Origin of the sequence: Variovorax sp. VRV01 (assembly GCF_014852545.1) — a bacterium.
Taxonomy (GTDB): domain Bacteria; phylum Pseudomonadota; class Gammaproteobacteria; order Burkholderiales; family Burkholderiaceae_C; genus Variovorax; species Variovorax beijingensis_A.
The window spans coordinates 213456-231157 of record NZ_JACVBS010000002.1 but is presented as its reverse complement, the minus strand read 5'-3'; the positions used below and the strand labels follow the sequence as shown (position 1 = coordinate 231157).

18 protein-coding genes and 1 pseudogene are annotated in these 17702 nt (G+C 66.1%); 14 read left to right on the top strand and 5 right to left on the bottom strand.

Features of this window, described 5'->3' with window-relative positions; genetic code table 11:
- The first annotated feature begins 5 nt into the window (after positions 1 to 5).
- The 7 genes and pseudogenes from IB278_RS04775 to IB278_RS04745 all read left to right on the top strand — a co-directional run.
- Positions 6 to 314 carry an EexN family lipoprotein gene (locus IB278_RS04775; RefSeq protein ID WP_192322813.1) on the top strand — a complete coding sequence of 103 codons (309 nt, stop codon included), beginning with the start codon at positions 6 to 8 and terminating at the stop codon, positions 312 to 314.
- 4 nt (positions 315 to 318) lie between these two features.
- The gene (trbL, locus tag IB278_RS04770; RefSeq protein ID WP_192322812.1) at positions 319 to 1653 is read left to right on the top strand and encodes a P-type conjugative transfer protein TrbL; all 1335 of its coding nucleotides are present in this window, start codon (positions 319 to 321) and stop codon (positions 1651 to 1653) included.
- 26 nt (positions 1654 to 1679) lie between these two features.
- A complete protein-coding gene (gene trbF, locus IB278_RS04765; RefSeq protein ID WP_192322811.1) occupies positions 1680 to 2396 on the top strand; it encodes a conjugal transfer protein TrbF in 717 nt (238 codons plus the stop codon).
- A complete protein-coding gene (gene trbG / locus IB278_RS04760) occupies positions 2393 to 3433 on the top strand; it encodes a P-type conjugative transfer protein TrbG (protein WP_192322810.1) in 1041 nt (346 codons plus the stop codon). Before trbF ends, trbG begins: the two co-directional genes overlap by 4 nt.
- Positions 3430 to 4743, top strand: a complete 1314-nt coding sequence (locus tag IB278_RS04755) for a TrbI/VirB10 family protein (protein ID WP_192322809.1) — start codon at positions 3430 to 3432, stop codon at positions 4741 to 4743. The genes trbG and IB278_RS04755 overlap by 4 nt, the downstream gene beginning before the upstream one ends.
- Positions 4740 to 5003: a DUF2274 domain-containing protein gene (locus tag IB278_RS04750; RefSeq protein WP_192322808.1), complete on the top strand. Its 264-nt coding sequence runs from the start codon at positions 4740 to 4742 to the stop codon at positions 5001 to 5003. The genes IB278_RS04755 and IB278_RS04750 overlap by 4 nt, the downstream gene beginning before the upstream one ends.
- Positions 5004 to 5476: 473 nt before the next feature.
- A pseudogene (locus IB278_RS04745) lies at positions 5477 to 6348 on the top strand (IS5 family transposase); the annotation flags it as partial.
- A 407-nt stretch (positions 6349 to 6755) separates the two neighbouring features.
- On the opposite strand, the gene IB278_RS04740 reads toward IB278_RS04745, so the two are convergent.
- Together IB278_RS04740 and IB278_RS04735 are read right to left on the bottom strand one after the other, a co-directional pair.
- Positions 6756 to 7235, bottom strand: coding sequence for a hypothetical protein (locus IB278_RS04740; RefSeq protein WP_192322807.1), 480 nt, complete (start codon positions 7233 to 7235; stop codon positions 6756 to 6758).
- Between the two features lie 20 nt (positions 7236 to 7255).
- Entirely contained in the window at positions 7256 to 8377 is a 1122-nt protein-coding gene (locus IB278_RS04735) for a LysR family transcriptional regulator (protein ID WP_192322806.1), read from the bottom strand.
- Here IB278_RS04735 and IB278_RS04730 point away from each other — a divergent pair.
- The 3 genes from IB278_RS04730 (at position 8376) to IB278_RS04720 (ending at position 10951) form a co-directional block, all read left to right on the top strand.
- Positions 8376 to 9305 (top strand): dihydrodipicolinate synthase family protein, encoded by a 930-nt coding sequence (locus IB278_RS04730; RefSeq protein ID WP_192322805.1) that lies wholly within the window; start codon positions 8376 to 8378, stop codon positions 9303 to 9305. The two genes, IB278_RS04735 and IB278_RS04730, sit on opposite strands and share 2 nt — an antisense overlap.
- Positions 9306 to 9410: 105 nt before the next feature.
- Positions 9411 to 10196 (top strand): SDR family oxidoreductase, encoded by a 786-nt coding sequence (locus tag IB278_RS04725; protein ID WP_192322804.1) that lies wholly within the window; start codon positions 9411 to 9413, stop codon positions 10194 to 10196.
- 20 nt (positions 10197 to 10216) lie between these two features.
- Positions 10217 to 10951 (top strand): ribonuclease activity regulator RraA, encoded by a 735-nt coding sequence (locus tag IB278_RS04720; protein WP_192322803.1) that lies wholly within the window; start codon positions 10217 to 10219, stop codon positions 10949 to 10951.
- 55 nt (positions 10952 to 11006) lie between these two features.
- Here IB278_RS04720 and IB278_RS04715 read toward each other — a convergent pair whose 3' ends face one another.
- The 3 genes from IB278_RS04715 to IB278_RS04705 are packed head-to-tail and all read right to left on the bottom strand — an operon-like array spanning position 11007 to position 13397.
- The gene (locus tag IB278_RS04715; RefSeq protein WP_225612761.1) at positions 11007 to 11552 is read right to left on the bottom strand and encodes a substrate-binding domain-containing protein; all 546 of its coding nucleotides are present in this window, start codon (positions 11550 to 11552) and stop codon (positions 11007 to 11009) included.
- 19 nt (positions 11553 to 11571) lie between these two features.
- Positions 11572 to 12981 carry an IS701 family transposase gene (locus IB278_RS04710; protein WP_192322801.1) on the bottom strand — a complete coding sequence of 470 codons (1410 nt, stop codon included), beginning with the start codon at positions 12979 to 12981 and terminating at the stop codon, positions 11572 to 11574.
- Between the two features lie 41 nt (positions 12982 to 13022).
- Entirely contained in the window at positions 13023 to 13397 is a 375-nt protein-coding gene (locus tag IB278_RS04705; RefSeq protein ID WP_192322800.1) for a LysR family transcriptional regulator, read from the bottom strand.
- A gap of 95 nt (positions 13398 to 13492) precedes the next feature.
- Between IB278_RS04705 and IB278_RS04700 the strand changes: the two genes are divergently transcribed.
- From IB278_RS04700 to IB278_RS04685, 4 genes are all read left to right on the top strand, one after another.
- Entirely contained in the window at positions 13493 to 14179 is a 687-nt protein-coding gene (locus IB278_RS04700) for an RraA family protein (RefSeq protein ID WP_192322799.1), read from the top strand.
- A gap of 34 nt (positions 14180 to 14213) precedes the next feature.
- A complete protein-coding gene (locus IB278_RS04695) occupies positions 14214 to 15194 on the top strand; it encodes a Bug family tripartite tricarboxylate transporter substrate binding protein (RefSeq protein WP_225612718.1) in 981 nt (326 codons plus the stop codon).
- A 23-nt stretch (positions 15195 to 15217) separates the two neighbouring features.
- Positions 15218 to 16615 carry an amidase gene (locus IB278_RS04690; RefSeq protein ID WP_192322798.1) on the top strand — a complete coding sequence of 466 codons (1398 nt, stop codon included), beginning with the start codon at positions 15218 to 15220 and terminating at the stop codon, positions 16613 to 16615.
- 440 nt (positions 16616 to 17055) lie between these two features.
- A complete protein-coding gene (locus IB278_RS04685) occupies positions 17056 to 17676 on the top strand; it encodes a DUF4286 family protein (RefSeq protein ID WP_209502819.1) in 621 nt (206 codons plus the stop codon).
- Positions 17677 to 17702: the final 26 nt, after the last annotated feature.

The following is a 17702-nucleotide window of genomic DNA, read 5'->3' as shown; positions in this document are numbered from 1 at the left end:
CAGCTATGAAGAACCTTCTCCTCCTCGTCACTGCCGCTGTGGTCCTGGTGCTCGCCGGCTGCGGCAAGTCAGAACCTTCCCGGTCCTCGATCGAGTCCGTCGAATCCCTGGTCGCGAATCCCGAGCGCCTCAAGGAACTGCGCGCGCAGTGCAAGGCCGACCATGCGAGGATGGGCGACGCGCAGTGCCATGCGGTGGCCGAGGCCACGCGCCAGCGCTTCATGAGGGGCGGTCAAGCGCCTTACGCGAGCGAGCCGGTCCCGCCGCCGGTAGCTCCTGCCTCACCGCCGGCTGGCGCGGACGCCAAGGACTGACGCCATGGACGATGTCGCGGTCATCGATCGCTTCCTCGATGTCTTCTCGCGCTACATCGATTCGGGCTTCGGCCTGCTGCACGGCGAGGTGGCGTTCCTCACGGCCACGCTGGTCGTGATCGACATGACGCTGGCCGGGCTGTTCTGGGCCATGAGCCATGCGGCGGGGCAGGGCGACGACGTGATCGCAAGGTTGGTCCGGAAGGTGCTCTACGTGGGGGCCTTTGCTTTCATCATCGGCAATTTCAACCAGCTGGCCGGGGTCCTGTTCCGTTCGTTCGCGGGGCTCGGTCTGGTGGCGTCGGGCTCCAGCCTGACACAGACGCAGTTCCTGCAGCCCGGCCGGCTCGCGCAGGTCGGCATCGATGCGGGCCGGCCGATCATGGAACAGATCAGCGAGATGACGGGCTTCCCCGAAACCTTCGCCCATCTGGACGCCATCGCCGTCCTGTTCCTGGCCTGGCTGGTGCTGATCGTGAGCTTCTTCGTGCTCGCGGTGCAGCTCTTCGTCACCTTGATCGAGTTCAAGCTCACGACCTTGGCGGGTTTCGTGCTCGTGCCCTTCGCGCTCTGGAACAAGACCGCGTTCCTGGCCGAGAAGGTGTTGGGCAACGTGGTGTCCGCCGGCATCAAGGTGCTGGTGCTGGCCGTGATCGTGGGGATCGGCACGGGCCTTCTCGCGGAGTTCCGCACACCGCCCGGGGCCGAGCCGTCCATCGACCATGCGTTGACGATCATGCTGGCGGCGCTCGCGATGCTGGGCCTGGGGATCTTCGGGCCGGGGATCGCGACCGGACTGGTGTCGGGTGCGCCGCAACTCGGTGCAGGTGCGGCCGCGGGGACGGCCTTGGGTGCGGCGGGCCTAGCCGTCGCCGGTGGTGCGGCCGTGGCGAGCGCCGGATCCGCCGTGGCCGCGGGTGCGCGCATGGCGCCTGGCGCGACGCGTGCGGCCATCGGCGGCGGTGCGAAGTCGGCCTATCAAGTGGGTGCCGCGGCATCGGGTGGTGACGGCGTGCGCGCAGCCGGTGCCGGCCTGGCCCATCTCGCGAAAACCAGTGCCGGTGCTGTCGGCCAGCGCGTCGCGTCCGGCGCCCAGGCGGTCAAGGACCGCGTGGCGAACTTCGTGGCCGATGCGACAGTGCCCGCCGCTGCGGGAAATGCGGCATCCGCCGGTGCGGACGAGGCCGGCGCGCCGTCCCCCGAGCCTGCCTGGGCCCGGCAGATGCGCCGCAAGCAGCAGCTGAGTCACGCGGCCTCGACGACGGCGCACGTGCTGCGCTCAGGCGACCACGGGGGCAGCGGCACCGGCCCGAGCCTGCGCGACGACAGCAGCGCCTGACCCGGATTCTTTGAGGAGAACCATCCATGCGATTCAAGCGACCCCAGGTGCGGTACTCGGACACACCCGAGCCCGTCACCCCCTACCAGGCCGCGGCGCAGGTCTGGGACGCACGGATCGGCAGCGCGCGAGTGCAGGCGAAGAACTGGCGGGTCATGGCCTTCGGCTGCCTCTCGCTGGCGCTGCTGATGGCCGGTGGCCTGGTCTGGCGCTCGGCGCAGTCCATCGTGACGCCCTACGTCGTCGAAGTGGACAGCGCCGGCCAAGTGCGCGCGGTCGGCGAGGCGGCCACGCCCTACAAGCCCAGCGACGCGCAGATCGCGCACCACCTGGCGCGCTTCGTCAACGACGTGCGATCCCTTTCGATCGATCCGATCGTGGTGCGGCAGAACTGGCTCGAGGCCTACGAGTACACGACGGACCGTGGCGCCGCGACGCTGAACGACTACGCACGCGCGAACGATCCGTTCTCGCGCATCGGGCAGAGCTCGGTGGCGGTACAGATCAACAGCGTGGTGCGTGCGAGCGATGCCTCGTTCCAGGTGCGCTGGACGGAGCGCCGCTACGTCAACGGCGAAGCGGCCGGGCTGGAGCGCTGGACCGCGGTGCTGGCGATCGTGCTGCAGGCGCCGCGCACCGAGGAGCGGCTGCGCCGAAACCCGCTGGGCATCTACGTCAACGGCCTGTCCTGGAGCCGCGAGCTCGATGCGACGGACGCTGCAACGAAAGGAACCAAGCCATGAAGACGGATTTCCGTAAACACGCATTGGCGCCGGTCCTGATGGGGGCGGCGATCGTTGCCGGTTGTGCCACACAAGACAAGCCGCCGCCGGCGATCCCGCTGGACGAGCCGGTGGCCGTCGCTGCGCAGCCATTGCCGGACCCGCCCCCGCCCGTCGAGGTGGTCGAGGTGCCGAAGCCGTTGCCGCTGCCCGGGCAGATGAAGCCGCTGCCGAGCGAGCCGGAAGCGAAGCTGGCGCCCGAGCCCGCCGACGAGAAAGTGCGGGTCTCGCGGGCCAACGAAGAGGCGCGTATTGCGCCGACGCGCGAGGGCTACATCAATGCGATCCAGGTCTGGCCGTATGCCGACGGCGCGCTGTATCAGGTTTACACGAGCCCAGGCCGCGTGACGGTCATCGCGCTGCAACCCGGGGAGGAACTGGTGGTGGTGTCGGCCGGCGACACGGTGCGCTGGATCGTGGGCGACACGGTCAGCGGCAGCGGCGCGAACCAGCGGGTCCACGTGCTCGTGAAACCCACGCGCGTGGGCCTGAAGACGAACCTGGTCATCACGACGAATCGGCGCACCTATCTGCTGGAACTCTCCTCGACGTCGCAGGCCTGGATGGCCTCGGTGTCCTGGGCCTATCCGAAGGACCAGATGCTGGCGTTGCAGAAGCAGGCGAAGGAGTCGCAGGCGGCGACGCCGGTGGATGCGGGCCTGTCGGTGGAGCAGATCCGGTTCCGCTACGCGATCAGCGGCGATGCGCCGTCCTGGAAGCCGCTGCGCGCCTTCGACGACGGGCAGAAGGTCTACATCCAGTTCCCGGGCGGCATCGCGCAGGGCGAGCTGCCGCCGTTGTTCGTGATCGGGCCTCAGGGGGACGGGCAGCTTGTGAACTACCGCTTCCGCTCGCCGTACTACGTGGTCGACCGCCTCTTCGGCGCGGCGGAGCTGCGTCTGGGCGGCTTCAAGGACGGCAAGGCCGAGGTGGTGCGCATCGAACGCACGGATGGCGCGAACGGCAGCGTCCAGGGGGCACGGAGCGATGGATCATGAGTGCGGATGACATCCTGCCGCCCCAATCGTCCCAGGTCCCGCCCAAGGTCGCGCCGGAGGCGGTGGCCCTGCGCGCGCAGCCCCGGTCGGTCGTGCGGCTCAACCGCCGCATGCTGGCGGTCGGCGCCGGCACTCTGGCCGCGGCCGTGCTCGGCGGCACGATGTGGTCGCTGCAGTCGCACAAGCGCGAGCGCAACCCGGCGGCCGAGCTGTACAACGTGGACCGCGTGGCCCGGGCGGATGGGCTGGACCAACTGCCGAAGGACTATGTCGGGGTGCCGGCGGCGCCGAAGCCGGCGCCACCGGTGCTGGGGCCGCCGCTGCCGGGAGATCTCGGGTCGGCCATGGCGAAGGCGCAGCCGCTGATGGAGGCGAGGGCGGGGGAGGGCGTCGATCCAGAGCAGGCCGAGCGGTTGGCAGACCAAGAGGCGGCGCGGTCCTCGGTGTTCTTCCGGCGCAGCGGCGACGGAGCCACCGTGAAGCGGGGGACGGCCGCCGAGCGGACCATGCCCGCTGCCCCCGCGGATCCGTCCGGGCTGACGGCGGGTCAGCAGCCGTTCCATCCCTTGGGCGCGATGAACGCTGCCGTGGCTTCGCCGACCGATCCTGTGATGGCGCAGAACCGCCAGGACCGCAAGGAAGCCTTTCTCGCGAATGCCGGTGACACGGCCACGCGCAATCCGGGCAGCCTCCAGCTACCGGCTTCGCCTTACCAGGTGATGGCGGGAACCGTCATCCCGGCGGCGCTGGTGACGGGCATCAACTCCGACCTGCCGGGGCAGGTGATCGCCAATGTGACCGAGGCGGTCTACGACACGGCGACGGGACGCCACCTGCTGATCCCTCAGGGCTCGCGGCTGATAGGTCGCTACGACAGCCAGGTGGCGTTCGGGCAGCGGCGCGTGCTGCTGGTGTGGACGCGGCTGATCCTGCCGGACACGTCGTCGGTGGCGCTGGACCGGTTGCCGGGGATCGATCCGGCCGGTTACGCCGGGCTGGAGGACGGTGTTGACTGGCATTGGGATCGCATCCTGGCCGGTGCGGCGCTGTCGACGCTGCTTGGCGTGGGGGCCGAGTTGGCGGCGCCAGAGAGCCGGACCGATCCGGACGGCAATCGCCTAGTGATCGCCGTGCGCGAGGGTGCACAAGACACGGTGAACCAGGTCGGGCAGGAGATCACAAAGCGCAACGCGAGCATCCAGCCGACACTGACGATCCGCCCGGGGTTTCCGATGGGGGTGATGGTGAACAAGGACCTCGTCCTCCGACCGCATAAGTCGCCGTTCTTCAAACGCGGGGGGTTGCGATGAAAAAAACCAGGCTTCGGCTGGGCCCACTACCGAAAGCAGAGGTGGTAAAGCTGACGATTTCAGTGTCTGCTGAACTGAAAACGACGCTGGATCGGTACGCGGAACTGCACAGCCGGGAATATGGAAAGATCGTCGATGCAACTGCGCTGATCCCTCACATGCTGCATACATTCATGGCTCGCGACAGGGAGTTTAGAAAGTTGGCGGCCAATCCGTTGTCGGATGTTCAGTGCGGGGAGACTGTGAATTGCTACCTTTGAAAGCTGGGCATGGAGGTTGATGCAGTTGCTGCATGGCTCTCGCACATTTACTTGCTGCTTAAATCGGCCTTGGAAGACATCCCTTCAGTGATCCTGCGGCAGATGGCGACCGCCGGGAACCAAGTTCTCTCGAAAGTCCTCTCCGGGAAAGTCAGTTCAGCGCGGAATTGAATTCGCGCTTCACAGGATCTTGCATCGCGCAAACGGGTCCTCGAACATCATGTGCGAAAACGCGGTGTGGTCCCGCAGGTCACCGAGATCGGCTCGAAGTGCCGATGGCGGTGCGCTATCTAACCCTAGGATGGACGAACCGCCGACCCAAAACCTCGCACCTCCATGAGTGCTGTCACCGAGCGTGCCGCATTCATCTCTCGCATCCAGGGACGTGTGATGGACGCGACATGAGCTCGTTGAGTGGCTATGTCACTCAGCTGTTTCCGCCCTTGGCGGCCATCTGTCGAAAGCCCCGATAGCTGACGGAGCAGGTGCGCTACAACCTGCTGTACCGCTGGTTCATCGGTCTGGCCATCGACGACGAGGTCTGGGACCACTCCACCTTCTCCAAGAACCGCGACCGGCTGCTCGAGCACGCCGTCGTCGAGAGCTTCTTCACCGAGGTGATGTCCGTTGCCGACAAGCACAACCTGCTCAGCCGAGAGCATTTCTTGGTGGACGGCACGCTGATCCAGGCCTGGGCCAGCCACAAAAGCTTCGTGCCCAAGGACGGCAGCAACGACGACGCCAACAGCGGCGGCTCAAGCGGGCGCAACACCCAGGCCGACTGGAAGGGCAATCGACGCGGCGACGACACCCACGCCAGCACCACCGATGCGGATGCACGGCTGTTCAGGAAAAGCCACAACACTGCGGCGGTGATGGCGTTCCAGGGACATGTGCTGATGGAGAACCGCTCGGGGTTGGTCGTCGGTGCGGTTGTCACTCACGCCGATGGACGGGGCGAGCGAGCGGCTGCGCTGGCCATGCTCGATACCTTGCCCGGCAGTCATCCGAAGACGCTCGCTGCCGACAAGGCTTATGACACGCGCGACTTCGTCGATGCTTGCCGCCAACGGCGCATCACGCCCCATGTGGCGAGCAACAACACACGAATCGGGGGCAGTGCCATCGATGGACGAACCACGCGACATCCCGGCTATGCAGTCAGTCAGACATCCGCAAGCGCATCGAAGAACACTTCGGCTGTGGCAAGACCGTTGGGCGGATCCGCCAGACTGCATACAGAGGCATCAAACGCGTGGACCAGCACTTCAAGTTGACGATGACGGCAAGCAACATCGTGCGAATGGCCCGAATGCTGGCTGCGATGCCGCAGGGAGCGGCCTGATGAGCGGCCAATGCGACTTGCGCGCCGCGCGCACAACCCGCCACGGCGCATTGCGCATTCAAGTTCTACGCGCTCAGCCACTCGATGCGCTCGCATGTGGCTGCTCGGTCAAGGCACAGCGATGAATTTCAACAGCCTGCTAACCCTCCCCGCGGAGCTTCGACGATCGCGCACGCTCGGTGGTCGTATCGGTAGCGCAGGATAGCGCTCGATGATCCCGATCTTCCGGGCCCCTGGCCCCCTCCCGGCGCGAACTTTTTGCGGTCGACGAAGACCTTGATCTCCTCGAACTGGGTCCGCGCGCGCCGCGCCGTCCGGAGCGGTGGCGGCCCTCGGCTTAACGTCGAGCAAGGGTGAATCGACCTCCTCGGCCAACAGCTCGTCGAGCGTCTTCTTGGTGGCCACGTTCAGGCTCCGTCGCCCATCCGCTTGCGCTTGGCGTCCCCGATCCACGGCAGCGCCTCGGCCATACGCCGCTCCATGGGGCTCACCGACGCCAGGCCCGGCTTGTGGCCGCGCTCGGCCGTGAACGCTTTGATGCGCGCGAACAGCGCCACGGCCTTCTCCTCGCTCATGGCGATCTTAGTGGCCGAGATCGTGCAGTGGATGGCGCGCAGCACGTCCGCAGTCACGGACTTGGACAGGATCTCGTAGGCGCGATGGAACGGGTTGATGCGGTCGATGAGGTCGGTGAGGTCGATGAGGTCGATGCTGATCTCGTCGATGTTGATGAGCTTCTCGGCCATCCGCACGAACTTGGAGTTGCCCTCGGCGTCGGGGTCGGGGTCGGGGTCGAACGCGGCAGGAGGCGCGGGCGAAAGTTCCAGAGGGCAAAGTGGGTCTTTCTTCCGGCCGCTGGTTGAGGTTTCCAACAGGAAGAAAAACACAGTGAACCGCCCGGGGCAGTTCAGGAATGTGGGTCAAAGGCTGCACTCGCATGCAGCAGGAGCGAATCCACGAGCGCGTTGCGTGTGCTGCGCGTGCCCCGCATGAGCCCGATGCGCCGAGTGGGCGCCAACCCTGGCAGAGGAATGCGCACCAGCGACAAGCTTGGGATCCACATCGGCGACCAGTCAGGGAGCAGCGAGACGCCCAGGCCGCGGCTCACCAGATTGGCGATCGCCATCAGGCCGTCGATCTCCAGGCGCACCCAGGGACGCAGGCCTCGCTCGCGCAGGTAGCGATCGGCGAGGCGACCACCCCAGATGCGTCGGTCGTAGCGGATGAAGGGTTGTGATTGCAGCACCGAGTGCGCATCCGTCGCGCCCTGCAATGCGCTCGGCGCGATGACCACCAGCGGCTCCTCCGTCAGCGGAAGCCATTCACTTCCTTTCGGGATGGAAAAGTGATGCTCCACCAGGATTGCGGCGTCGAGTTCGCCCGAAACCACCTTGGCAGCCAGGTCCGGCGACCAGCCGACGTCAATGAACACCGAGTGATGTGGGTGCTCCGCGCAGAAGCTCTCGAGGATGGTGGGCATGAAGGTGGTCGTGCCCGAGAAGAACACGCCCAAGCGCAGTTGACCGCGCGCCTGGGTATCCAGCGCCGCGGCACGTAGATCGAACACATTGCGAAGCACGCCACGGGACTGGTCGAGAACTTGCAGGCCAGCCTCTGTTGGCCTAACAGAGCGGCCCGAGCGCGTGACCAGGACCACGCCCATGTCCTGCTCCAGTGTGCGCAGACGCGAAGCAACGGCAGCTGGCGTCAGGTCTAGACGGCGCGCCGCCTCGGCGATCGACCCGCTCTCGACGACCGTGACGAAACTCTGGAGAAACCGGGTGTCCATGGCCGCATTCTGCGTCAGCAGCCCCAGAAGCAAGTTTTCCCTTCTTTCAAACGCACGAAATCGGTCTTTATTGATAAGCGCTGCTGAAAAATACTTTCGCGATCCCTGAAGCGAGCAAGGCGCCGGGTGTTCTGCGTGGGCCGCAACCTTGTCAAAGGCGGCGTCCAGGGCATCGCCGCATCCCGCTTCGCCGTCGGACCGCAGACGCGCTGAGAACAACCACTTCCACAGACCATCCATGACCACCAAGATCCGCGGCGCCCTGGCGCCTGTCCTGACCCCCTTCGACGCCCGACTCGAGCCGGACGTGCAACGATTCATCGCGCATTGCCGCTGGCTGTCCGATCACGGGGCCGGCCTGGCCATCTTCGGCACCAACTCGGAAGCCGCGTCTCTCTCCGTCTCCGAGCGCATGTCGCTGACCGACGCGCTGCTGGAGGCCCGTATTCCCGCCGCGAAGATGATGCCCGGCACGGGGGCCTGTGCGCTGCCCGATGCCGTCGCGCTGTCGCGTCATGCGAGCCAGGCCGGCGCGGCCGGCCTGCTGGTGCTGCCGCCGTTCTTCTACAAGGGCGTACACGATGACGGTGTGTTCGCGTACTACGCCGAACTCATCGAACGGGTGGGCTCGGGAATCGCACCGATCTACCTGTACCACATCCCGCAGATGTCGCATGTACCCATCACGCTCGGCCTGATCGAGCGGCTGCGCAAGCGCTATCCGCAGGTGATCGCCGGCGCCAAGGACTCGTCTGGCGATTGGAGCAACACCAAGGCCATGCTCGACAACTTCGCTGCGGATGGCTTCGACGTGTTTCCGGCGAGCGAGTCGTTCCTGTCGGCCGCGATGCCGCTGGGCGCGGCCGGCTGCATCAGTGCCACCGTCAACATGAACCCGGCGGGCATCCATGCCGTGGTCGAGGGATGGAACACGCCGCAAGGAGAGTCGCTGCAGTCCAAGGCCGACGCCGTGCGGAAGGTGTTCCAGGGCGGCTACATGATCCCGGCCATGAAGCATGCGGTGTCCGTCTACAGCGGTGCGGCCGGCTGGCGCACCGTGCGCCCGCCGTCGGTGGCACTGGACACATCCAACGCAGCCAAGGTCGAAGCCGAACTCGAGCGCATCGGCTTCGACATGCCCGGTTACCCGGATGGATCGCCCGCTTGACGGGCCCGGTGCATCCGCACATCAGGCGCCCCGAGGCTGCGCGCAGCGATGCGGGATCCGTGAAGCGCATGCAACCCCACTGATCGTCAACCTGGAAGAAGGACCATGGACCTGCAACTTCAACACAGAACCGCACTGGTGCTCGGCGCTGGCGGCGGGCTCGGAGGCGCCATCGCGAGAACGCTGGCGCTGGAGGACTGCCACGTTGCGGCGGCCGACATCGACCTGCAGGCCGCACAGGAAACGGCCGATGCCATTGGGCGGGCAGGCGGACGGGCTGTAGCGCTGCAATGGGACCTCGGCAAGCTTGCGCTCGTCGACCCCATGGTCTCCCGGATCGAACGAGAACTGGGCGAGGTCGACATCCTGGTGAACAACACCGGGGGGCCGCCGCCGACAGCTGCGTTCGGACAGGATCCCGATCTGTGGCGCACCAGCTTCGAAAGCATGGTGCTGTCCGTGATTGCGGTGACGGACCGTGTGCTACCCGGCATGCGCAGGAAGGGTTTCGGCCGGATCGTGACGAGCACGTCTTCAGGCGTGGTCGCCCCGATTCCGAATCTGGCGATCTCGAATGCGCTGCGCATGTCGCTCGTCGGCTGGTCCAAGACACTGGCCCGCGAAGTGGGGCGGGACGGCATCACCAGCAATATCGTGCTTCCCGGCCGCATCGCGACAGCGCGCATACGCTTGCTGGATGAGGCAAAAGCGAAGCGCGAAGGGCGGTCGGTAGAGGATGTGTCTCAGGAGAGCACTTCTTCCATCGCCGTGGGCCGCTATGGGCATCCGCAGGAATATGCCGATGCCGTCACTTTCCTGGCCTCGCCGAGGGCCGGATACATCACCGGGTCGGTCCTGCGCATCGACGGCGGACTGATTGCCAGCGTTTGAACCCCAGTCACATCAACACCATGAGCACTTCGACTTTGCCCCTCGACCCGGCGATCCAACAGGCCCTCGCCGGCGTTTCCACCGCCACCCTCACCACCGTGCTGCTCAAGCATGGCTTGCGCAACGTCTGGCTGCGTGGAACGCGGCCCATCGCCCCCGGACAGCCGCGACTGGTGGGCCGGGCGTTCACGCTGCGCTTCGTGCCGGCGCGCGAGGACCTGGCCACGCCGGCGTCCTGGGGTTCTCCCATCTCAACACGGGCCGCCATCGAGGCCATGCCAGAGGGCTGCATCGCCGTGGTCGGTGCGCTTGGCACTACGTCCGCCGGGATCTTCGGCGACATCCTGTGCGCGCGCATGAAGAAGCGCGGCGTCGCGGCGCTGGTGACAGATGGTGTGGTCCGCGATCTGGAGGGCGTTCTCGGCACGCAGTTGCCCGTCTGGTGCCAGGGGACGGCGGCCCCACCCTCGGTGGCCGGACTGACCTTCGTCGGCTGGCAGGAGCCGATCGACTGTGGCGGCGTCGCGGTCTATCCGAACGACATCATCGTCGTCGACCAGGATGGCGCCGTCCTGGTTCCGTCGGACATGGTCGATGAGGTCGTTGCGGCTGCCGTGGAGCAAGAGCGCATGGAGGGCTGGATGATGGAGCAGGTTCTGGAAGGCGCTGCCCTGCCAGGCCTGTATCCGCCCAACGAGGAGAACAAGGTCAAGTACAAGGCCTGGTGCGAGCGCAGCGCCACTGCCCAGGCGTAAAACGACAGGGCGGTCGCGACAGCCGCCGTGTGGCCACGGGCGCGGCCCGCCCTTCTCACGAACCTGTCGGCGCGCGTGCGAAGAAGTCGTTTGCCGCCAAGGTGGACTTGGCGATGGCAATGAGGCTGGAAGCGAAGCTGCCGACCCCGTCGTTGACGAAGGAGGCGTAGTACGGCAAGGGCGGCAGGGGCGGCTGCGCCGGGAGTTGCCGCAATTCACCGGCCTCCAACTGCTCGCGCAGGATGGGCATGGGCAGAACGGCGACCGCATGGCCAGCCTGCACCAGGCGCAGCATCAGCTGCAAGGAGTTCGACGTGTTGACACCGTCGAAATCGACTCCTCCGCTGCGCAGCCACTTCTTGACTGCGTCGTTGAGCGTCGAAGGCGCCGGGTTGGTAACGATGGGAAGCGTCGCGGCGGTGGTCGGAGTGAAAGGACCATCCGCAAGCGCCAGCGTGCTGGACGCGATCCATTGGAACTCCACCCAACCCAGAATTTCATCCACGACATGGGTCGCGGTCCCGGCGCTCGTGAGAAGCGCCACATCCAGCTCACGGCGTCCAAGCTTGTCCCGCAGCACCGTGCCCACGTCGATGGTCAGCTCGACGGCCAGCTTAGTCTTACTGTGTCACAAGAGTAGTCTTGCGCTTACCCTGCCGCAGCAAGGGCACTGCCCGAGACGAGCGATCAGCTGAAAACTCAGCCACTGGCGCAGGCTCGTGATCGACGTCGCCACGTGACGCTGCGCGCGCAGGACTGCCGCGGGGGACGTAATCCTCGGAAAGGGCAGGCATCTGGCGTTGGATGAAGTTTTTTTTGCCGCCGACGGACTTGTCGGCGACGAGGCGTTCTGCCATCAGGAACCCATAGGCCGCGATGCTCAAGGCGGCATGGTGATGGAAGCCGCGCCACCCTCGGCCCTCGTAATGGCCGAGACCGAAGTCCTGCTTCAGATCCTGATAGTCGCGCTCGATGCGCCAGCGCTGATGGGCCACGTCGACCAACTCGTTGATCGGCGTGTCCTCTGGCAGGGTGGACAGGAAGTACTTGCTTGGCTCAGCGTCGCCTGCCGGCCACTCGATGAGCAGCCACTGCTCGGGACGCAGACGTGCCTTGCCCGTATTGCCGCCAGCGTGGCGCACCCGCACGGCCGCAAAGCGGCCGTTCAGTGTGTTGTTGGTTCCCTCGCGCCAACTGACGTTCTGGAACGCTCGGCTTGGCAGGGACTGCGCCAACGCCTTGACGCTCATGGGCTGCAGCGCCGCCGTGCGCCTGGGCATCACTGGCGGGCGGCCCATGCCGCTGTAAGGCTTGGGTGGCAGCGGCTGCACGCCAGGCGGCCAGACAACGACGGCCGATGTGACACCTACCGCGTAGAGCAAGCCCATGTCGCTGAGCGCTTGGCGAAAGGCGTTGTCCACGCCGTAGCCGGCATCGGCCAGCACGCAGTGATGCGGCGCGCCTTCATCCAACAACGTGCGTAGCTGCTGCAGCGCGATCTGTGTCTTCGTGGCGAAGCGCACCTCATCGGGAACACCGGCCTTGGCGCGGCGTTCAGCATCCGCCGCCCAATCCTCAGGCAGGTACAGCTGCCAGGCCACAGGCAGACTGCCCTGCTTGCTTGCAAGCGAGATGCTCACGGCCACCTGGCAGTTGTCCTGTTTGCCCAGCATCCCGCAGTACTGGCGCGTGACCCCGACCGAATGGCGGCCCTTCTTCGGAAACCCGGTGTCGTCGATGATCCACCAGCCGCCCTGACTGAAGTCCATCTTGGGCATCACCCATTGGCACACCCGCCGCAGCATCTGCGTGTCCGACCACTCGGCCTTGGCCACGAAGTGGTGCAGTGCTTGGTGCCGCGCGCTGGCGTGCATCGGATCCACCCGCGCGGCCATGGGCTCTACGCTCTTGCGCGCCAGGGGAAGCATCAGGCCCGTGCAGTAACCGCGAAGGCCTGCATGCCGGTCCGCATGACCCAAGCCTTCGCTCAAGTGCTGCAGGTAGCTATCGAATCGCTCTGCTGCATTCATCGATCCTCCAGCTCGAAGTCCGGAAGATGGAATTATGTCATTTATGACACAGTAAGATTAGGGTGGCTGCGCTTGAGTTGGCTCAGGATCTCCGACAACACCACCATGGCGGTGGATTCGTCCGCACCGAGCCGCATCACGCCCTCCAGCGATGGCCCCCCACGGCTGAGCCGCTCGAAGTCCTGGGCCTCACCCAGGACGCGCTCCGCATGCGCAAGCGCCTGGCGTCCTTCGGGCGTGAGTTGAAGGCGTTGCTTGTTGCGCGTGAACAGGTGCAGCGCAAGAACGTCCTCGAGCTCGCGGATGCGCGCGGACACGGCAGGCTGGCTGAAGTTTAGATGGCCCGCGGCCGCGTGAACGCTGCCCAGTTTGGCCGTCCAGTAGAACGCTTCAAGCTGCCGAAGGGTGACGCGCATGATCGAAAAAGTCTATCAACTCAGCTCCAAATAACTCAGTAGGCATTGCTGCCCGTGGTCGATAAATTGTGGCTTTCCAAATCGGACTCGGTGCAATGTACGTTCTTCATCCTCTCCCTCCGGCCATCGATCCGGAACTCTTGCAACTTCTGGTCCAGGCCGAGCCGGCGGTAATCGGCCACTTCCGCCACACCGGCTTTCTGAGCCCCGACATCCGCGCGCATTTCGTCGATCGGCGGATCGCCGGCACGGCGGTCACCGTCCGCGCACCGGGCATGGATGGCGCCATGGTTCACTACGCCGTCGGGCAGGCCCGGCCCGGCGACGTGCTGGTGATCGACCGGTGCGGCGACAGAGCCATCGCCACCCTCGGCGGTGCCGTTGCATACGCGGCGCGTGCGGCAGGCGTCGTGGGAATCGTCGTCGACGGGCTGGTGACGGATCTCGCCGAGCTGCGTCAGTACGGTGTGCCAGTGTGGTCGCGCGGCACGTCGGCTGTGACGGTCAAGACGCTCGGCCTGGGTGGCGAGTTCTGCAGCACGGTCAGTTGCGGCGGCACTGCGGTCGAACCTGGAGATGCCGTGCTCGCGGACGAGAACGGGGTGCTCGTCATCCCGGCTTCGGACATCCGGGAATCGGCCTTGCGGGCCCTGCAGATGATGCGCGATGAGAAGAAGACTCTCGCAAGGATCGATGCGGGCGAGAAGTACCCCGACATCATGGGATCGACACAAGTCATCCTGGACACGATCGAGCACACCCATGCCAACCGGCTCGCATGAGCCGCGTCGTTCTCACCAACCTGAAAGCAAACTCATGATCTCCATCTTCACCCGATGCGGTGTCCTGGCCCTGTCGATGTGCGCGCTGTGTGCCCCTGCGATGGCGCAGCAGAAGGCGTGGCCGAGCGGACCGATCAAGATCGTCGTGCCCTTTCCCCCTGGAGGAAGCGTCGACATGGTCGCGCGAGCCGTCGGAAAGCACCTGGGCGACGTGCTCGGCCAACCCGTTGTCGTGGACAACCGCTCCGGCGCATCGGGGAACATCGGCGCCGAGTCCGCGGCCAGGGCCGCTCCCGACGGGCAGACCCTGTTCGTGTACAGCTCGGGCGTGATGGCCGCCAACCAGTTCCTGTACAAGCGCACCGGCTTCGATCCCGTGAAGGACTTCTCCCAGCTGATCCGTCTGGCGGAGCAACCCAACATCCTGCTGGTTCATCCCTCTGCCCAGGTCGGCAGCGTGAAGGACCTGGTCGCCAAAGCCAAGGCGGAGCCGGGCAAGGTGACGATGGGAAGCGCCGGCATTGGAACCGGTCAGGACATCTCGGCCAGGCAGTTCGCGTCGATGACCGGCGTCGACCTCCTGCACGTTCCCTACCGGGGTGGCGCGCCGGCGCTGTCCGACCTGCTCGGCGGGCAGATCCAGAGCATGTTCGAGACCTCGCCCACCGCCTTGCAGCACGCACGGGAAGGCAAGCAGCTGCGCGCCATTGCCATCACCAGCGAAAGGCGGTCCGCGCTGCTTCCGGATCTGCCGACGGTGGCGGAATCCGGTGTTCCAGGCTACGTGTCGACCACCTGGATCGGGCTCGCCGCGCCGGCGAAGACGCCCGCGGCCGTCATCGAACGCCTGAACCATGAGCTCAACAAGGCGCTGAAGGGCGACATGGGCCGGCAGTTCAGCGACATCGCGCTGGAGCCTTCGGGCGGCACCGTCCATGACGTGGACGAAGCCCTGCGCAGGGATGCGGCGAACTACGGGAAGATCCTGAAGGACGCGGGCGTCGATCCTCAATGACGACGATTCGAGGAAACCGAAGCATGACTGAACACCCCGCGACCTTCGCGCCGGCCCATCAACTCGCGGCACAGCTGCGAGGCCGCACGTTGACGTCGTCCGATCTCGTCGAGGCCTACCTGCAGCGGATCGCGCAAGCGAATCCATCCCTGAACGCCTACAGCGAGGTGTACGCCGAAGACGCCAGGCTCGCTGCGCAGGCTGCGGATCTCGCGATCCGCTCAGGCCACGCGGTCGGCCCGTTGCACGGCATTCCCGTCGCGCTCAAGGACCTAGTCGACATCCAGGGAAAGATCACCAACGGCGGCTCCGCGCACTGGCGCACCCGGCGGGCCGAGAGCACCGCTACGCTGGCCTCGCGGTTGATCGCCCAGGGGATGATCGTTCTCGGCAAGACGCACACTGTGGAGTTCGCCATGGGCGGCTGGGGCACCAACACCCACCTCGGCACGCCCCGCAATCCCTGGGACATGGCACGTGCGCGAACGCCGGGCGGTTCGAGCAGCGGCTCGGGCGTGGCCGTGGCGGCAGATCTCGCGCCCTGGGCGGTCGGGACCGACACGGGCGGCTCGGTCCGCCTACCCGCGTCGTGGTGCGGCATCTGCGCGTTGAAGACCACCACGGGCCGCGTCAGCACGCACGGCATCCGACCCCTGAGCCCGACGCTGGACACGCCGGGCCCGATGGCGCGCTGCATCGAGGACGTGGCGTTGCTGTACGCGGCCATGCAGGGCTCGGACGTCAAGGATCCGGCGACCACCGGTCTGACCTATGTCGATCCACATCCTTTGCTGCGACGAGGTGTGCAAGGCATGTGCCTGGCGCGGATGCCGCAGGAGGAGATGCAGTACGCCGATGCGGACGTGCTCGAAGCCTACGAGCAGTCCATCGACACGTTGGCGCAGCTGGGCGCAACGATCGTCCCGCTGTCACTGCCGTTCCGCTTCGCGGACGTGGCCGCGCATAACCTGCGCATCATGGCCGCCGAGAGCTACGCCCTGTACCACGAGGTCATCGACGATCCGTCTAGTCCGCTGGATCCGCATGTGCGTCCGCGCATCGAGGCAGGGCGCGGCGTCACGGCACGGCAGTATCTGGAGGCGCTGGCCATGCGGTCCACCATGCTGGCCCGGTTCCTGGCCTCGATGCAGGACGTCGACGCTCTGCTGACGCCCACGACGATGACCGTGGCCCTGCCGCTCGAAGAGGTCGATCAGACCAAGGCTCCCGCGCACTTCACGCGGTTCGCGAACTACCTGAACCTGCCGGCACTGTCGTTGCCGAACGGCGCGTCGCAGGCCGGACTGCCGACCTCGCTGCAGATCGTCACGCGTGCCTGCGACGAAGCCACAGCCTTGCGCATCGGATGGGCCTACGAGCACGCCACAACGTGGCACCAGCGCCGGCCTGGCGGTTGCTGAACCCGGCTGCGCATCGAGCGCGTGCAGGCACGGCCGTGCGGTGAGCGCCGAAGCGCGAACCCTGGCCGCAGGCGCCAGCTGACAGGCGGGTCAGGCGATGCGGCACCCCGGCGCGATCCACAGCGCCCTTGGCTTGCGTGAGGCCCCCGCGGCCTCCATCCCCATCTCACGAACGGTCGCCAGAGCAGCTCGAGAGCCTGCCGCCCGACCCGCTTTCGCGCGTGCCCGTGGCCCGCATTTCTCGCGCACCGTTGCCGTGCGCGTGCACCAGCTCGCGCAGGTCTGGCACCAACGCAGTGATAGCCAAATCGATAGCGACTTCCCTCAAATTTCAAGTTTGCTTCGTGAGGTCTGCTCCTGGAACATGGCCGCTCCGGCAATCGCCACATTTCACGAAAGACACCATGCCACTACAGGGGAACGGCATCCTCGTCACGTCCATGAACGTTGCGCCCGATCATGACGAGGAGTTCAACGATTGGTACGACAGAGAGCACCTGGAAGAGCGGGTCAGCATCCCGGGGTTTCTCAACGCAAGGCGCTACCAGTCGCGCGATGCCAAGCGCAGGTACTTTGCGACCTACACGACCGAGAACTTCGAGACGCTGACCGGCCCGGCCTACAAGGCAGCGTTGGCCAACCAGACGCCCTGGTCCCTGACCAACATCGACCGCCAGGTCGATCCTCTTCGCATCCTGGGCCGAGTGGAGATGTGCGCTGGAGCGGGACGCGGTGCGGCGTTGGGTGTCGTGCGGATCGACTTCAATGCCATGGGCCAGGACATGCTGCGGACTGAGGTCGCAGACCTGCTCCAGACACTGGCGCGAACACGACACGTCCTCGGAGCGAGCCTGATCGTGCCCGACGTCCAGTTGTCGATCCCGATCGCCAATGGCAAGCCGGACGATCCCGATCACTCGCAGTGGCTGATCCTCGTCGAGTCGTCGTCCGAGTCGGTCCTGCAGAAGCTGCTGCGCTCACCCAGCTTCGCCGCAGCGCACTACACCCGCAAAGAGCAGTACGCGCTGCTCTGGGACCTCGGCAAAGACGAACTGAACTGAACACCTCACGCCTTCACCCATGATGC

Bases quoted from the DNA above. Each gene is read 5' to 3' on its own strand.
- IB278_RS04730 (WP_192322805.1), top strand. From the start codon at position 8,376: ATGACCACCAAGATCCGCGGCGCCCTGGCGCCTGTCCTGACCCCCTTC.
- IB278_RS04710 (WP_192322801.1), bottom strand. From the start codon at position 12,981: ATGAATGCAGCAGAGCGATTCGATAGCTACCTGCAGCACTTGAGCGAA.
- IB278_RS04755 (WP_192322809.1), top strand. From the start codon at position 3,430: ATGAGTGCGGATGACATCCTGCCGCCCCAATCGTCCCAGGTCCCGCCC.
- IB278_RS04735 (WP_192322806.1), bottom strand. From the start codon at position 8,377: ATGGATGGTCTGTGGAAGTGGTTGTTCTCAGCGCGTCTGCGGTCCGAC.
- IB278_RS04685 (WP_209502819.1), top strand. From the start codon at position 17,056: ATGAACGTTGCGCCCGATCATGACGAGGAGTTCAACGATTGGTACGAC.
- IB278_RS04750 (WP_192322808.1), top strand. From the start codon at position 4,740: ATGAAAAAAACCAGGCTTCGGCTGGGCCCACTACCGAAAGCAGAGGTG.
- IB278_RS04775 (WP_192322813.1), top strand. From the start codon at position 6: ATGAAGAACCTTCTCCTCCTCGTCACTGCCGCTGTGGTCCTGGTGCTC.
- IB278_RS04700 (WP_192322799.1), top strand. From the start codon at position 13,493: ATGTACGTTCTTCATCCTCTCCCTCCGGCCATCGATCCGGAACTCTTG.
- IB278_RS04690 (WP_192322798.1), top strand. From the start codon at position 15,218: ATGACTGAACACCCCGCGACCTTCGCGCCGGCCCATCAACTCGCGGCA.
- trbL (WP_192322812.1), top strand. From the start codon at position 319: ATGGACGATGTCGCGGTCATCGATCGCTTCCTCGATGTCTTCTCGCGC.
- IB278_RS04695 (WP_225612718.1), top strand. From the start codon at position 14,214: ATGATCTCCATCTTCACCCGATGCGGTGTCCTGGCCCTGTCGATGTGC.
- IB278_RS04725 (WP_192322804.1), top strand. From the start codon at position 9,411: ATGGACCTGCAACTTCAACACAGAACCGCACTGGTGCTCGGCGCTGGC.
- IB278_RS04720 (WP_192322803.1), top strand. From the start codon at position 10,217: ATGAGCACTTCGACTTTGCCCCTCGACCCGGCGATCCAACAGGCCCTC.
- IB278_RS04705 (WP_192322800.1), bottom strand. From the start codon at position 13,397: ATGCGCGTCACCCTTCGGCAGCTTGAAGCGTTCTACTGGACGGCCAAA.
- trbG (WP_192322810.1), top strand. From the start codon at position 2,393: ATGAAGACGGATTTCCGTAAACACGCATTGGCGCCGGTCCTGATGGGG.
- trbF (WP_192322811.1), top strand. From the start codon at position 1,680: ATGCGATTCAAGCGACCCCAGGTGCGGTACTCGGACACACCCGAGCCC.